Origin of the sequence: Paenarthrobacter sp. OM7 (assembly GCF_029873575.1) — a bacterium.
Classification (GTDB): Bacteria; Actinomycetota; Actinomycetes; order Actinomycetales; family Micrococcaceae; genus Arthrobacter.
Window position 1 is genome coordinate 3,441,469 of sequence record NZ_CP123579.1, and the last position, 14,166, is coordinate 3,455,634.

Consider the following 14,166-nt stretch of genomic DNA (forward strand, 5'->3'; position numbering starts at 1 on the left):
CGTTTACAGTGCAATCCGGCGATGTTCAGGCCTCTACTCTACCCACGGAAAGCTGGGAGGGCGCGGAACCCGGACTATCGCGGCGCACTGATTTACGTGCAGTGCCTCAGAGGATGGCAGTCATGATGTTCCAGCCGGATCCTACCTGGGTGGCATAGATCCAGCCGCCCGAACCGTTGCCGCCGTAGAGAACCAGGTCGCCGTTGCTGGCGCGACCCAAGAGGTCCACGGTGCCGTCCCCGTTGAAGTCGCCCGGAGATTCGATGGCGGTCATGATGTTCCAGCCTTGACCGATCTGGCCAGCCGGGAGCCAGCCACCGGAACCATTGCCCGGGTAGAGCAGGAGTGCTCCGGAGCCGTTGCGGGCCACGACATCGGCTTTGCCGTCTCCGTTGAAGTCACCCACGCCCTCAATGGCGGTCATGACGTTCCAGCCCTGACCGATCTGACGGGCAGGAAGCCAACCACCGGAACCATTACCCGGGTACAGCCACAGGACACCGGCGGAGTCGCGGGCAATCACATCGGTCTTGTAGTCCCCATTAAAATCACCGGGAGCTTCAATGGCAGTCATCACGTTCCAGCCCGAGCCGATTTGGCGGGCAGCAAGCCAACCACCGGAACCATTACCCGGGTACAGCCACAACCGGCCGCTGGAATCGCGTGCCAGGACGTCGGCATTGCCGTCGCCGTCGAAGTCACCGGGAGCCTCGATAGCGGTCATGCCATTCCAGCCCGAACCGATTTGGCGGGCAGCAAGCCAACCGCGGTAGCCGTTGCCTGCGTACAGCCACAACCGCCCGCTGGAGTCGCGGGCCAGGACGTCGCTGCGGGAGTCGCCGTCGAAATCGGTGATCTTTCTCCTGTTGACCGGGGCCGTCCCGCCGTACGTGGCGAGTGCCTTGTTGGCGTCAATAAGGCCGGCACCACAACCAGCCGGGCACCCGGCCGGAAGAGGCCTCGAGGTGGCTTTCAATTGCTGCTCCACCTGGGCCGGTGTGACGCTGCTGCCCTCGGCCGAGATCAGCAACGCCGCCAGCCCAGCCACCTGAGGTGCCGCCATGGAGGTTCCCTGCATCCAGGCGTAGGCAGATCCGGCGCTGGTGGTTTTTCCGAAGTTGAACGTAGACAGGATCCCGTTCTTGGCAGCCTGGCTCATGTCGCCGCCAGGGGCTGTGACGTCCACTGCACTGCCGTAGTTTGAGTACTGCGCGCGGCCGCCGGAAGCGTTGCTGGCGGCCACGGTGATGACGTTTTCGCAGTTGGCCGGGCTTGCATCGGCAGCGGGACGGTTGGAGTTTCCTGCCGAAACCACAACTACGGCACCGGCGTTGCGGGCGAAATTAATGGCGTTTTGGTAGGTCGCCGAGCAGGGCTTGATACCGCCGAGGCTCAGGTTGATCACGCGGGCCGGGTTGGGGTTGACCGGCGCACCGGTAACGGTTCCGCCAGCGGCCCAGATGATTGATTCAGCGATGTCAGAGGTGTAGCCGCCGCAGTAGCTCATCGCCCTGACGGGCAGGATCTTGGCATTCGGAGCTACGCCGGTGACGCCCTGCCCGTTGTTGGCAACCGCTGCGATGATCCCGGCCACATGGGTGCCGTGCCACGACGAGTTTTGAGCGGGGCTTCCAACCTCGCACACGCCAGCTGGCTCCCAGTCACCTTGATCGGTGGGGTCCGGATCGCGGCCGTCGCCGTCCCGGGCATCCTCGGCGTAGGAGATCATGTCATAACCGGGCAGGACGTTCGCGTCCAAATCCTCGTGCCGGGTGATCCCGCTGTCCACCACGGCAACAACAACGTTCTCGCCCTTGACGTAGTCCCAGGCTCCCGCCGCATTGATGCCGGAAGGACCCTTCAGGTTCCACTGATCCGGGAAGCCGGGGTCAGTGGCATCCGCGGTGGCATGCATGATGTCATCCGGCTCTGCGTAGGCAATGGCTGGATCGGTGCGCAGCGTTTTGACGAAAAGCGCGGACTCCGCAGCGGAAAGCGGCTTATCGAGCTTGATGACATGCCCGCCCGCGGCGTTCTGGCGGGAAGCCTCGGCCACAGCACCGAGCGAGCTGGCCGCTTTGCCGGCAACATCGCGCACTGCTTTGTCGGCAGACTGGGCCGTGGCGTCCTTCACCCCCACAATGAACTGATCTGTGGGCGATTCGGGGGCAGGCTTCAGCACCTGCGGCCCAGCGGGAACAATATCCAGGGTGTCTGCTGCGGCCGGCTGGACGGCCAGGCCACCGCCGATCAGAAGAGTAGTGAGTGCCAGACCTGCAGCTCTCAGGGACCGGATTCGGGAGTCATTAACCATCAGGGGCATCCTTGGGACGTCGCGACCAACCCTGAGCGGCTGATTGCGGGCAACTGGAGACCACCAGTTGACCCCCAAGGAATTGTAAGCTGACTCCCGGCTTTAAATGGTACGAATCGCGGTTTGTGACAGCTCCCGCGAAAGCAACCAGCCAAGGCGCCCCGCCCCTCGGCGGAAGGGACGGGACGGATGAATATCCAACGCTTATAAGGACTCAGCCGACGCGCTCAAACACCATCGTCGCCTGGATGCGGTCGCCCCCGCCGATCACGCCCTTGCTCCCGCTGCTGGCAGTGGTGATGGTGTGGAGCCGGTACCCCTTTGCGGCTTGATCGTTGATGGCCTTTTCCAGAGAGGGAAGGTTCCCCGAACCGGCGCCCCACATTTTCTCTTTCAGGATCACTTGAAGAACGACGTACTGCTGCATTGCACCACTTCCTTCTGTTGCCGGACGGTTGCGTGCAAGGCTACTCGACGCCGGCGGGGAACCCATGGGATTCAGCTCAGTTCACGCAGTCCAGCGGTCATGTCACCACCAGCGTCGCCAGTATTGACGGTACCTTTTGGCTCGAACAGCAGTGCCTGAACCTCGTTTTCAGCCTTGGGGCAGTGCTCGGTTCCTCTGGGGACCACGTAGATGTCATTCGGCCCTAGCTCCACATCGCCGTCGCGGAGTTGAATGGTGAGATTGCCACTGATGACCATGAACAGTTCATCGGTATCAGGGTGGGTGTGCCACACAAACTCGCCCTGGATCTTCACCACTTTCACGTCATAGTCATTGATACTGATCAGCCGGTGCGGCTGCCAATGCTCCGAGATCGAATTAAGGGCGGCATTGATGTTGCGAACGGAATCGGTCATGTTAGTCAGCTCTTTCTTTTGATGTCATCATTCGGGCGTCGGGCGTTTCACGCATGCATTCGTGCGCCCTTGACGATCCGATCAACAACGTTTCGGGGTCCGCGGAGGGCTATTCCCACGAGATCGAGATCCGGGGCAGCGACGGCCGCCACGGCCGCGCGATTGGCCTCATCGTGGCCCGTGGCAAAGAGGTCACGGGTATACGCGGCGATGGGAATTTCACGGGAAGTCGCCCGCTCCCGAGCCGCTGCCAGAAGTTTCCGACCGGCAGTAGGAACCAGGACGGGTTGGCGAAGCATAGGAAGGTAGCTGTTGCCGTCCCGGTCCTGGTAGTGCTCCCCCGTCAGACCGGGGGCACTGGTGGCAATGGCACTCATCAGGAAGGCTGTCACGTTGAGCTCTTGCCACGGCAAAAGATCGTCGCGAAGGACCACCACCATTTTTGTCTCGAAGCGGCCGGTTGCGGGGTAAGTGGAATCAATAACTGTTGAGGAGTTTTCCTGCATGTTTCCCAGCATGGCCGCCAACAGAAGTGGTCGTCTTGTACATTTCTTGCATGGGGAACTCGGTGCAGGCATGGCATCCCGCTGTGCCATACGTGCGCGAGGTGCTGCATGCAACGTTTGAGGATCACAGCTACCCATCCCACACGCATGAGGACTGGACTGTGCTTCTGATCGACAAAGGCGCAGTGACTTACGACCTCGGACGCACCGAGCATCAGGCAGTTCCCGCCTCAATCACCTTGCTGCCCCCGCACGTCCCGCACGACGGTCGCTCCGCCGTCGGAGGTGAATCGTTCCGTAAACGAGTCCTCTACCTGAGCGAAGACTGGCTGCCTGCCAAGGCAACGGAGGCGGCAGTGGCGCAACCATTACTACTGGATCCGCAGACGGTGGCAACCGTGACCGGCATCCATACGGCGCTTACCTTGCCGGCGGATGCGATGGAGGCCGAATGCGGCGTTCTGGCTCTCCGCGAATCCGTGCGTTCACACTTGGGAACGCCTTCATCGCCGGCACGGGACGCTCCCTTGGCCCGCCAGTTGCGCGAGATGCTGGACGACCGTCTTTTTGAGTCCTTCACCATCGCCGAAGCAGCCAAAATACTGGGGGCCCACCCGAGCCACCTGGTGCGGGCCTTCTCCAAGGCTTATGGCATCGCCCCCTACCGCTATGTCACGGGGCGCCGCGTGGACCGCGCCCGACGCCTGCTTCTCGACGGCCGCCCGGCGTCAGAAGCGGCGGTAGAGGCGGGCTTTCATGATCAGTCTCACCTGACCCGGCATTTCCGGCGTGTTCTGGGAACAACGCCAGGCGCATTCACCGTCTGATTGTCACCTACCAGGAGCGCGGAAGGGATCGGCGTCGGGCGATACTTGACTCTGACACTGTGGAAGGCGAGAGAACTGAGTCATGTTATCCATCGGAGCTTTCGCGCAGATCGGTCAGGTGACCCATCGGATGCTGCGGCATTGGGACACCGCGGGTTTGCTCGTACCAGCCCACGTTGACGAGTTCAGCGGTTACCGATCCTATGACCCCTCCCAGCTTGAGCGCCTGCATCGAATCGTTGCACTGCGCCAGCTCGGCTTCGGCCTTAACGACATCTCGTCGATTCTTGACCAGGGCGTCGGGGCCGATCGCATCGCAGCTCTGTTGCGGATTCGCCGCGCAGAGGTCGAGCAGGAACACCGGATCGCTGCTGGCCGCCTCGTCGACGTGCAACGGCGGCTCCATCTCATCGAGAAAGAGAACCACATGTCCCAGATCGAGATCATCGAGAAGTCTCTGCCCGCTGTCCGCCTCGCAGCCCGCCGCGCGGTCGTAGCAGACCAACCTGAGGTCGCAAGTGTCGTGGGTCCCTCCTTTGACGCCGTTGCCCAGGTCATCGGCGATGAGCGTGGAACTCTAAAGACGCCAGTCGCGCTGTACGAGACGATTGAAGACGGCCTGCAAATCATCGCCGGTTACGCCTACACGGGACCCGCCCGCGCCGGCATCGAGATCATTGAGCTACCCGGTGTTGAAAATGCCGTCTGCGGCGTCCATCTAGGCTCCATGGAACACATTGCAGAAAGCTGGCAGGCGCTCCACGCTGAGATCTTCGCTCGAGGGCTGGTTCATTCAGGGCCGTGCCGGGAACTTTACGTCCGAGCGGTTACAGAGGACCAGTCCGACTGGGTGACCGAGCTGCAGCAGCCTGTTCGTCGCCGCTGAAACGTTCCCGGGTTCGTATGACGGCGCCTGAAGAATTAGGTTTCCGGGGTGCTCCCAGGCCATTGCCCGCTGCCCCAGCGTTCAAGCGCGACGATCGCCTCGCGCAAGGCGAGCCCTTTATCGGTCAGCGCGTAGGCCCGGGTGTTGTGCCGGAGTGGCAGGCGGGAAAGTACGCCGGCGGCCTCAAGCTCGCGCAGGCGCGTCGCAAGCATATTGGTCGGCACTCCCAGCTCGCGCTGCAGATCGCCGTAACGCTGTGGTCCGTCGAGCAGCCGCTCCACAATAAGCAGTGCCCACCGTGCTCCGACGACATCGAGGGCCGCGGCGAGGTTGCTCACGCTGTCGGATCGGCGTCCGGCTTCATCCAAAACGGGGAATAGTGGTAGCCGTCGGGGTCATCGAACTGGCGCTGGTACATGAAGGGGTAGTCATCGGTGTCACCGATCCGTCCGCCGGCGGCTCCTGCGCGCTCAATGAGTTCGTCCACCGCTTCACGACTGCCGAGGTCGAATGAGACCGTAACTTTCGAGGGGGTGTCGGGTCCCCCGACCAGTTCCTCGGCCCCGCCGACGCTCGCGTACATCTCGCGACTGCCGAGCATGACGTACTGCTCCGGCGCGATCGCAAAGCATGACACGTTGTGATCGGACATCTCAGTGTTGAGGGTCCAGCCAAGGGCGCTATAGAAAGCTGTCGCTCGCTCGACGTTCTCAACCGGGCAGGTGATAAAAAGGCTCATGGGGCACATACTTGCAAAATGCAAGTGCGGCGTCAAGACCCGGGTTAAGCGAACCTGACACGGCAGGTGCACTCCCTACCGAACCCGCCGGTGAACCGCGAACCGGACAGCCATCAATGCAGCAGGGTTTGGATCTTCTTCAGATTTGCAAGCCATGCCACATAGTCCTCGTCGTCTTCACCGAGTTCCGCCCACACATCGTGCCCATCAGCCTCGGGGTCCTCGATGATGTCCTGGATGGCATTCGCAGCGCTCAGCTTCAGAGCCGGGGGCGGAGTAGGCCTGCCAGCAGCCCACTCGGCCACATGAGGATGAACCTCTATGTCGCTGTTGCCACTCAGGAGGGCCAATACAGCACCGGCGGCAACGATGCTCTCCGTGGAACCAACCGCAAGTGTTTCCTGAATGAAGGGAAAGACCTCCGGCGCTTCCTTCAGATCACCAAACCAATCGAGGGCATCGTCATTGCCGAAACTTCCCGTTGACCAAGCACCCATTCCGAACTCCTCTCGTTGTGTATTCATCATGTCTGAAACGACCGCCGAAGGAGGTTTTTGGTTGAGCTTCATTCCACGCCACTGCTTCTGCAAGAAGAATTGGGCTCGCCGGGCCCTAGGCATAGGTTCAGCGTCCACCCACCCAGCGGGCAACCCGGAATGGGAGGCCCGCCTCTGGTCGGATACCGAGGAGGTGAGAGAGCATCCCGCCCAAACCCGAGGGATCTGATAGAGCGACTCGCTCAAGCCCAAGGGATGTGAGAGAGGGTTACATGTCCGCGAGCGCTCGACCCGGGTTCTCGATGGCGTCAGCAACGTACCGGAGGAAGCCGGCCGCGGTTTCGCCGTCGCACACCCGATGGTCGAAAGCGAGGGTCAGTTCGGTCACCTTGCGGACGGCCAGCTCACCGTTGACCACCCAGGGCTTGTCGATGATGCGCCCCACACCCAGCATCGCAACCTCGGGGTAGTTGATGATCGCGGCGGAGCCGTCCACGCCGAACACGCCGTAGTTGTTCAGTGTGAAAGTGCCGGAGCCCAGTTCGGTTGGGGTCGCCTTCCCGTCGCGTGCGACGGCGGTGAGTCGACGGATCTCTGCGTCCAGTTCACGGGCACTCAACTCGTGCGCGTTCCGCACGGAAGGAACCACAAGGCCCCGGTCCGTCTGCGCGGCGAAGCCGAGGTTGATGCCTTCGAAGCCAACGATCTCCTGCGAGCCGTCCGAAGCAGTTTCAAAGCGCGTGTTCAGGGCCGGATACTTTTTTAACCCAGCCGTGACAAAACGGGCTATGAAAGCCAGTAGGCCCGGGGTGTCGTGCGGTGCGCGCTTTTTGAGCTCGGCCCGCATCTCCAGCAACGCGGTGGCGTCCACGTCCACCCACACGGTCGCTTCCGGAATCTCCGAGCGGCTGCGGGTCATGTTCGCGGCAACCGCCTTGCGGACACCACGAACCGGCGTCCGCGCCGAGACGGCCAAACCCGTGCGGCTGTCAACGGCTCCCGCATCAGCAGGAGCGGCAACGGGAGCGGCCACCGGAGCGGGAGCAGAAGGAGCATCAACAGAAGGCGCCGTAATAGCAGCCTCCACATCCCTGCGCATGATCAGCCCGCTGGCACCTGAACCTTCGATTGCGTCGAGGGAGACACCATGGTCGCGCGCCATTTTGCGGACGAGCGGAGAGATGACAGCACTGAGCTTGCCAGGGATGCGCGTCCCCGCCACAGCCGGCTCCATCACAGGCGCAGCAACAGGCTCAGCCACCGAAACAGAAGAAGTGATGCTGACACTCGCCTTCCGCGGGCGGGTCCGGCCACCGGTAGCTCCCCCGGGCGTACCGTACCCAATCAGCACGTTGCCCGAGCCGGCCTTCTCCTCGGTCCGGTACGTCTCGGCAGCAGCTTTCACAGAGGGCGAAACATCAAGGCCCGAGGACACCGGGGAAGGATCCACGGAACTGGTCGGAACAGGCGCCGCGGCAGCGGGCGCAGCCCCCACGGAGCCAGCGCGGGCGATCGAGATCAGCGGCTTGCCGACGTCGAGCGTTTGACCAGCCTCGCCGTGCAGCTCGGCAACCCTGCCGGCGTAAGGCGAGGGCACCTCAACCATGGACTTGGCGGTCTCAACCTCGGCGATGGGCTGGTCAACCACAATCTCGTCGCCCACGGCAACGAGCCAGTTCACCAGTTCGGCCTCGGTGAGGCCCTCCCCAAGGTCGGGCAGTTTGAAGACCTGCATATCTGAGCTCATGGTCAGTCCTCCCATTGAAGGTCGTCGACTGCGTCGAGGATGCGGTCGACGCTTGGCAGGTAGTAGTGCTCCAGCTTGGGAGACGGGAACGGGACGTCGAAGCCGGTCACGCGGAGGATCGGGGCGGCGAGGTAGTGGAACGCGCGTTCCTGGACGCGGGCCACGATCTCGGAGGACACGGACGCGAATCCATGGGCTTCGGCGATCACGACGGCGCGTCCCGTCTTGCGTACAGACGCGCAGACGGTCTCGTCGTCGAAAGGGACGAGGGTACGGACGTCGATGACCTCGAGGGAACGGCCTTCCTCAGCAGCTGCCGCAGCCGCAGCGAGCGCGGTGGGAACCGACGGGCCGTACGCGATGAGCGTTGCATCCGTACCGGGACGAGCGACAGCCGCGCGACCCTCGGTGGAGGTGCCGGCGTCGTGCTCTGCCCGCAAGGCGCCCAAGTCCACCTGGTCCTTGGACCAGTAGAGCTTCTTGGGCTCCATGAACATCACGGGGTCATCGGAGTCGATGGCTTCGCGGAGCATGCGGTAGCCATCGGCCACTGTGGCGGGCGTGTAGACCTTCAGGCCTGCGGTGTGGGCGTAGTAGGACTCGGAGGAGTCGCAGTGGTGCTCCACTCCCCCGATGCCGCCGGCGTACGGAACGCGGATGACCATGGGCATTTTGAGCTTGCCCTTGGTGCGGTTGTGCATTTTGGCGACGTGGCTGACGATCTGCTCGAAGGCCGGGTAGGCGAAGGCGTCGAACTGCATTTCAATGACGGGCCGCATACCGTTGATGGCCATGCCCACCGCCATACCCACGATGCCTGACTCAGCCAACGGGGTGTCGAAGCAGCGTTGTTCGCCGAATTCGGCCATAAGGCCGTCAGTGATGCGGAAGACGCCGCCCAGCATTCCGACGTCTTCGCCGAATACCAGGACGGAGGGGTCGGCGCGCATGGCGTCGGCCATCGCGGTGTTCAGTGCCTTGGCCATGGTGAGGCTCTGCGGGCCGGTGGCTTCTGCAGTGGCCGCGGCGGAAGCGGCGGCGCTGGCGGTGGCTGCGCTGACGTTAGCGGTGGTGGTGCCTGTGGCAGCAGTGGTGACGGTCATTTTGCGCTCTCCTCTCGTGCGAGTTCGCTGGCGAGCAGTTCGGACTGTTCTTTCAGCTGCGGCGTTTGCTTGTCGAAGACGTACTTGAAGAGGTCCAGCGGCTGGACCGGGACGTCCTCACCAAGGCCTTCGCGGAGCTGGGTTGCGACGGCTTCGGCATGCACGGCGATCCTGTTGCTCGCCTCGTCGTCGAGGAGGCCCTTGTCGGTGAGGTAGGACTTCATGCGTGCCAGCGGATCCTTGGCCTGCCATTCGGCGACCTCGCTGTCCGGGCGATAACGCGTGGCGTCGTCGGCGTTGGTGTGGGCCTGCATGCGGTACGTGTGGGCCTCAATCAACAGCGGGCCGGATCCGTCGCGGGCCAGCTTCACTGCGCGGTCCATGACTGCGAGCAGCGCGACGAGGTCGTTGCCGTCAACGCGCTCACCGGCCATGCCATAGCCCACAGCTTTGTGAGCCAGGGACGGCGCCACGGACTGGTGGCTGAGCGGTACGGAGATGGCGTACTTGTTGTTCTGCACGAAGAAGATGACGGGCAGGTGGAAGACGGCGGCGAAGTTCAGGGCCTCGTGGAAGTCCCCTTCGCTGGTAGCTCCGTCGCCGCACATGGCCATGACTACCGTGTCTTCACCGCGGAGCTTGGCAGCATGCGCGACGCCGACGGCGTGCAGCAGCTGTGTGGTCAGCGGCGTGCACTGAATGCCCACGTTGTGCTCTTTGGGGTCGTACCCGCCGTGCCAATCGCCGCGGAAGATGGTCATCACCTCAACGGGGTCCACCCCGCGGGTCATGACGGCGACGGCGTCACGATAAGTGGGGAACAGCCAGTCGCCGTCGCTGAGGCACATGGCAGCTGCAACCTGGCAGGCCTCCTGGCCGTGGCTTGAGGGGTAGACGGCCATGCGGCCCTGACGGACCAGCGCCGAGTTCTGGTCGTTGACGCGACGTCCGACGACGAGCTGCTCGTAAGCGGCCATCAGTTCCGCATCGCTGGGCGTGGGGTACTCGTGGCCGGGCTCGGTGCCTTGCTCGTCATGGGAGCGGAGGGTGCCGTCCGGGTTCACCATTTGGATCTGGTGCCGGGCGGGGAGCATGTAGTCCTCAACGCTGATGCCGAATTTTGTTCGAACGTCAGCGGCGTGGTCCTCTACAGCCGTTTCCGGCGCAGAGTGGTCTGCGTGGATCGTCATTGGTCCGTCCTTCTCTAGCCACTATGTGCTTCCAGTATGTTCCCGAGCCTTGTTTCGTATCCAGCTTTCCGCTGAATCATGGAAGCCCTTTCCTGGAATGGGTATTCTGAAAGACGAATTGCAATTGTGAGCTGGGTAACGTGCCCGTGCTGTAGACGAATTGGAGAGCCAGTGAGCGAGGCCGAGGCGGAGCAGACCGCCGTACCGCTGGACAGTGTGGACCGGGACATCATCCGGGAGCTGACCACCGACGGGCGCATGTCCGTCACCCAAGTGGCCGAGAACGTGCACATCAGCCGCGCCCACGCCTATACAAGGATCGCCCGCCTCACGGGCGAAGGTGTGTTGACCAAGTTCACGGCCCTGGTGGATCCCATCAAAGCCGGCCTTCGGTCATCGGCCTACGTGACGTTGAAAGTTCAGCAGCACTCGTGGCGCGAACTCAAGGAACAGCTGCGCGCGATCCCGGAAATCCACCACATCGCCCTGGTAGGCGGAGACTTTGACGTCATTCTTTTGGTCCGGGCAACGGACAACATCCACCTCCGGCGTGTGATCTTCGACCAGTTACAGTCCATGGACGGCGTGCAGGATACGCAGACTTTCCTCGTTTTCGAGGATGTTGATACGCGGTAGTCGGATTGGGTGGCCTTTTTCTGGGAGAACCACACATTTCCGAACCTTAGACTGTCCCCGTGCCCCTCAAAACTGCCCCCGCCACACGCGCCATTGGCGTCTTCGTGGGGGCATGTCTGCTGGCAGCGGTTCTTTGGTTGATCGCCGCGTTTCAGTTCTTCTACGACCCTCCGCAGGCAACCCCTCACCGTACTGATGCGATCGTTGTTCTGGGCGGCATGAGCAAGGAACGGTTGCCTGTGGCTCAGAAATTGCAGAAGAAACTGGATATACCTGTCCTCGTGGTCTCGACGACTGGCCTGGCGGGCAACGTGGAGGGCGATGCGCTGTGCGACGAGGATCAAGACGATCCTGACCTGGTGTGCTTCCGCCCCTCACCGCTGAATACGAGGGGCGAGGCCGAAGCTCTTCGCGACTTGATTGCAGACCATGGTTGGAAGTCCGTGACGGTGGTGACGTCGGAGTATCACGTGATGCGCGCCGGCACCCTCATTGAGCAATGTACTTCCGCAGAGGTGCAGATGGTTGGTTCCCAGCCTGACCTCTCAGCGGGAGCTTGGCTGGACCGGTTTGTGGTGGAAAGCGGCGGCTTGATGGATACGTGGATTCGACCGGAGTGCTCGAGTAGTTAGAGCCGGCTCCACGGACTTGGCCGGTATGACAAAACTAGTAACGCCATATCGATCGCCGTCGGCTTCGAAGTCAAAGCACTTCATAGGTTTTGCAAACTTTTTGGCTACATGAAGGTTCCGGTCAAGCTATTGAGTTTTCGGGATCCAGCGCGCCATCCTTTTGCCATAGGTCCAAGGTCTCACCCTACGAGCCCAAGGATCCTCCGTGGCCACTTTTAGAGCAGAGCCGACACCTTTTCCTCCCCGCAGGTCCCGTCACCTTATAGCCGGCCTTATGGCAGCGGTCGTTCTGGTGCTCGGTATCCTTCACGGGTCCCCGGCACAAGCTGCAACTTCTCCTGTTTATCCCATCAGCGGTTACTTCATCTATGGCAGCACCAGTGACGCAAACAATTTGAAGAAACTGACAGACATTAAATCAGTGGGTGGTGACACCGTCATCACCTTCGGTTCGCTGCTCAAGCCTGCAACGCTGTCAACCATCCCGGCTGGGTGCACAATATCAGGCGTCAACTGTGCGAAGGCCGCTGCCTCCGGGGTCAGCGTGAATCGCTACTTCACCTATTCGGACAACAGCTCATGGGGATCGCCGGCCGTGCTGTGCGGGCGTGACAAAACAGTCACCAATGGCACCACGAAATACACCATCCTGTTGCTACCCGTTCAAGGAAGCGGTTGCACTTCATCCACCAATACCTATGACGTAGTTGTGATAACGGGTGGCCAGTCTTCAATTTCCATTTCGCTGGGGAAGACGGCCACCAGCTTGGGTATGAAGTACTACGCTGGACTGCCTTCGCCGGTCAAGAGAACCGACATAACGTACTTGCCCGATCTCTCCTACCAAGCCACGTTTTCACTTTTCACTGCGCGATTCCTGCTCTATCAAGAGAAAGTAAACGACGTTCCAGGCTTGGCAGGTTTCTACCACCACACGGAGATGCCGCTCAGCAATGGGGCCGTCTGGGATGCGGTCCTGACGGTTTACGAAATCCAGAACTCGAGGATCGCCCAGTACCAGCCAACTCGCTCAGCAATTGTCAGCCCCTATATCGACTCACGAAGCGCCTTCTCCGGCAGAGTCACAGTTGATCAGGCACGGCAAGCAGTTGAAAACATTGCCAACACCGCCAATGGCGTTGATCTGGCGATCGCGGTCCAAGATGGCATGGGCACCGGCAAAGGCGCTTCATTCTTCGGAAGCGAATCCGGAAACAGTGTGGATCAGTATGCCGCCGCGATAGTGGGCAGCGGAACATGGGGCGGTAAGTACTTGGCACCAACTCGTGATTACTTCGTAGCTCTGGCTGAAGGGGTTGAAGGTACCGGGGCGGAGCTTTGGGCGAACTTGGAAGGTATGGCGCCAGCTACATCGCAGAATCCTTGCAACAACAGCCTGCGCGGTCAGACAACAAAGTCCAGAATTAACAAACAACTCCAGCAGCTGGGCAACACCCCGGGAAAGGTGATTTCCTTCATGTGGGATCCGTACTTCACATGTAGTGGGACGTACGCCCCGATGCTGGACCGGCTCAAAACCAGCAGCACGACTCCCGTGATTACCGACTCCATCTTTTACGGGAATGGTGACGTGTTGGTCACAGGTCACAACTTGAGTGGGGGAACAATACAGGTCAAATGGACCGATGCGTACGGGAGGGTGTTCGACAAGACCGTAGCAGCCACCAGCTATAACCCCACGTATGGGAAGCAACTGGGCATCAACCCGCTTCTTGAGTCGGTGACGGCCAGACTCGGCAGTACGTCGCTGGGATCTGGCAAGAACTACTTCATCAACGTGACTAACGGTTCGGGAGTGAAGAACGACGCCCTCTACTCTGACCGGGGGTGACGCAATGCTGACGGCGTCCGCCCCCCATGGTGGGCGGACGCCGTCGCTATGTCGTGTTAACTAAGACCTCCTTGCATGCCATTCTGAGGCACTGTCCAAGCGGTCGGATATGTCACTCGACTTCCCAGATGCAAGAATTGATTATGACCCTGTCTCGTTTCAACGCACTTGAGGAGTGATGATGTGACGAACCCTGTTTCCCGAACAGCTACCCTTTCGCCTTCTCCGCGCCACATGCGACGGCGTCGTTTCAGGGGTGACGTTCCTTCTTCGCTCCTGCCTGGAGATCAGCACAGTCAGGCGACAGCAGGGCGCGGGCCGACCGCAGTGGTCAACCGAACCTCACCTTCGGCGCCGCCAGAGATAAAGGCGC

15 protein-coding genes and 1 pseudogene are annotated in these 14,166 nt (G+C 61.5%); 6 read left to right on the forward strand and 10 right to left on the reverse strand.

Annotated features, from left to right (window positions below; all coding sequences use genetic code 11):
• Nucleotides 1-106 precede the first annotated feature (106 nt).
• From QEH68_RS15875 to QEH68_RS15890, 4 genes are all read right to left on the reverse strand, one after another.
• Nucleotides 107-2,314 carry a S8 family serine peptidase gene (locus QEH68_RS15875; RefSeq protein WP_280623355.1) on the reverse strand — a complete coding sequence of 736 codons (2,208 nt, stop codon included), beginning with the start codon at nt 2,312-2,314 and terminating at the stop codon, nt 107-109.
• 214 nt (nt 2,315-2,528) lie between these two features.
• The gene (locus QEH68_RS15880; protein ID WP_024817767.1) at nt 2,529-2,741 is read right to left on the reverse strand and encodes a DUF4177 domain-containing protein; all 213 of its coding nucleotides are present in this window, start codon (nt 2,739-2,741) and stop codon (nt 2,529-2,531) included.
• Nucleotides 2,742-2,812: 71 nt separating this feature from the next.
• Complete coding sequence (locus QEH68_RS15885) at nt 2,813-3,178, reverse strand: cupin domain-containing protein (protein ID WP_280623356.1); 366 nt, start codon at nt 3,176-3,178, stop codon at nt 2,813-2,815.
• 47 nt (nt 3,179-3,225) lie between these two features.
• Nucleotides 3,226-3,684, reverse strand: a complete 459-nt coding sequence (locus QEH68_RS15890; protein WP_280623357.1) for a DUF2000 family protein — start codon at nt 3,682-3,684, stop codon at nt 3,226-3,228.
• A 50-nt stretch (nt 3,685-3,734) separates the two neighbouring features.
• Between QEH68_RS15890 and QEH68_RS15895 the strand changes: the two genes are divergently transcribed.
• The 3 genes and pseudogenes from QEH68_RS15895 to QEH68_RS15905 all read left to right on the forward strand — a co-directional run bounded on the left by QEH68_RS15895 (nt 3,735) and on the right by QEH68_RS15905 (nt 5,397).
• A complete protein-coding gene (locus QEH68_RS15895; protein ID WP_242703364.1) occupies nt 3,735-4,511 on the forward strand; it encodes an AraC family transcriptional regulator in 777 nt (258 codons plus the stop codon).
• 130 nt (nt 4,512-4,641) lie between these two features.
• Nucleotides 4,642-4,746, forward strand: a pseudogene (locus tag QEH68_RS15900) (MerR family transcriptional regulator); the annotation flags it as partial.
• A gap of 192 nt (nt 4,747-4,938) precedes the next feature.
• Nucleotides 4,939-5,397 (forward strand): GyrI-like domain-containing protein, encoded by a 459-nt coding sequence (locus tag QEH68_RS15905; RefSeq protein WP_280628065.1) that lies wholly within the window; start codon nt 4,939-4,941, stop codon nt 5,395-5,397.
• A 35-nt stretch (nt 5,398-5,432) separates the two neighbouring features.
• Here QEH68_RS15905 and QEH68_RS15910 read toward each other — a convergent pair whose 3' ends face one another.
• The 6 genes from QEH68_RS15910 to pdhA all read right to left on the reverse strand — a co-directional run bounded on the left by QEH68_RS15910 (nt 5,433) and on the right by pdhA (nt 10,673).
• Nucleotides 5,433-5,735 (reverse strand): helix-turn-helix domain-containing protein, encoded by a 303-nt coding sequence (locus QEH68_RS15910; RefSeq protein ID WP_280623358.1) that lies wholly within the window; start codon nt 5,733-5,735, stop codon nt 5,433-5,435.
• Nucleotides 5,732-6,136, reverse strand: coding sequence for a VOC family protein (locus QEH68_RS15915; RefSeq protein WP_280623359.1), 405 nt, complete (start codon nt 6,134-6,136; stop codon nt 5,732-5,734). The genes QEH68_RS15910 and QEH68_RS15915 overlap by 4 nt, the downstream gene beginning before the upstream one ends.
• A gap of 113 nt (nt 6,137-6,249) precedes the next feature.
• Nucleotides 6,250-6,633, reverse strand: a complete 384-nt coding sequence (locus QEH68_RS15920) for a DUF4259 domain-containing protein (protein ID WP_280623360.1) — start codon at nt 6,631-6,633, stop codon at nt 6,250-6,252.
• 268 nt (nt 6,634-6,901) lie between these two features.
• Complete coding sequence (locus QEH68_RS15925) at nt 6,902-8,380, reverse strand: dihydrolipoamide acetyltransferase family protein (protein ID WP_280623361.1); 1,479 nt, start codon at nt 8,378-8,380, stop codon at nt 6,902-6,904.
• Between the two features lie 2 nt (nt 8,381-8,382).
• Nucleotides 8,383-9,483: an alpha-ketoacid dehydrogenase subunit beta gene (locus QEH68_RS15930; RefSeq protein WP_280623362.1), complete on the reverse strand. Its 1,101-nt coding sequence runs from the start codon at nt 9,481-9,483 to the stop codon at nt 8,383-8,385.
• Nucleotides 9,480-10,673, reverse strand: a complete 1,194-nt coding sequence (gene pdhA / locus QEH68_RS15935; protein WP_280623363.1) for a pyruvate dehydrogenase (acetyl-transferring) E1 component subunit alpha — start codon at nt 10,671-10,673, stop codon at nt 9,480-9,482. Before pdhA ends, QEH68_RS15930 begins: the two co-directional genes overlap by 4 nt.
• Before the next feature lie 171 nt (nt 10,674-10,844).
• Between pdhA and QEH68_RS15940 the strand changes: the two genes are divergently transcribed.
• The 3 genes from QEH68_RS15940 to QEH68_RS15950 all read left to right on the forward strand — a co-directional run bounded on the left by QEH68_RS15940 (nt 10,845) and on the right by QEH68_RS15950 (nt 13,793).
• Nucleotides 10,845-11,309 carry an Lrp/AsnC family transcriptional regulator gene (locus QEH68_RS15940; protein ID WP_280623364.1) on the forward strand — a complete coding sequence of 155 codons (465 nt, stop codon included), beginning with the start codon at nt 10,845-10,847 and terminating at the stop codon, nt 11,307-11,309.
• A 59-nt stretch (nt 11,310-11,368) separates the two neighbouring features.
• Nucleotides 11,369-11,941, forward strand: coding sequence for a YdcF family protein (locus tag QEH68_RS15945; RefSeq protein ID WP_280623365.1), 573 nt, complete (start codon nt 11,369-11,371; stop codon nt 11,939-11,941).
• A 205-nt stretch (nt 11,942-12,146) separates the two neighbouring features.
• The gene (locus QEH68_RS15950) at nt 12,147-13,793 is read left to right on the forward strand and encodes a hypothetical protein (RefSeq protein WP_280623366.1); all 1,647 of its coding nucleotides are present in this window, start codon (nt 12,147-12,149) and stop codon (nt 13,791-13,793) included.
• The last annotated feature ends 373 nt before the right edge of the window (nt 13,794-14,166 follow it).

What these genes read in the sequence shown, in the direction of transcription:
- QEH68_RS15875 (WP_280623355.1), bottom strand. Translation starts at nt 2,314, where the DNA reads ATGGTTAATGACTCCCGAATCCGGTCCCTGAGAGCTGCAGGTCTGGCA.
- QEH68_RS15880 (WP_024817767.1), bottom strand. Translation starts at nt 2,741, where the DNA reads ATGCAGCAGTACGTCGTTCTTCAAGTGATCCTGAAAGAGAAAATGTGG.
- QEH68_RS15885 (WP_280623356.1), bottom strand. Translation starts at nt 3,178, where the DNA reads ATGACCGATTCCGTTCGCAACATCAATGCCGCCCTTAATTCGATCTCG.
- QEH68_RS15890 (WP_280623357.1), bottom strand. Translation starts at nt 3,684, where the DNA reads ATGCAGGAAAACTCCTCAACAGTTATTGATTCCACTTACCCCGCAACC.
- QEH68_RS15895 (WP_242703364.1), top strand. Translation starts at nt 3,735, where the DNA reads ATGGGGAACTCGGTGCAGGCATGGCATCCCGCTGTGCCATACGTGCGC.
- QEH68_RS15905 (WP_280628065.1), top strand. Translation starts at nt 4,939, where the DNA reads ATGTCCCAGATCGAGATCATCGAGAAGTCTCTGCCCGCTGTCCGCCTC.
- QEH68_RS15915 (WP_280623359.1), bottom strand. Translation starts at nt 6,136, where the DNA reads ATGAGCCTTTTTATCACCTGCCCGGTTGAGAACGTCGAGCGAGCGACA.
- QEH68_RS15920 (WP_280623360.1), bottom strand. Translation starts at nt 6,633, where the DNA reads ATGGGTGCTTGGTCAACGGGAAGTTTCGGCAATGACGATGCCCTCGAT.
- QEH68_RS15925 (WP_280623361.1), bottom strand. Translation starts at nt 8,380, where the DNA reads ATGAGCTCAGATATGCAGGTCTTCAAACTGCCCGACCTTGGGGAGGGC.
- QEH68_RS15930 (WP_280623362.1), bottom strand. Translation starts at nt 9,483, where the DNA reads ATGACCGTCACCACTGCTGCCACAGGCACCACCACCGCTAACGTCAGC.
- pdhA (WP_280623363.1), bottom strand. Translation starts at nt 10,673, where the DNA reads ATGACGATCCACGCAGACCACTCTGCGCCGGAAACGGCTGTAGAGGAC.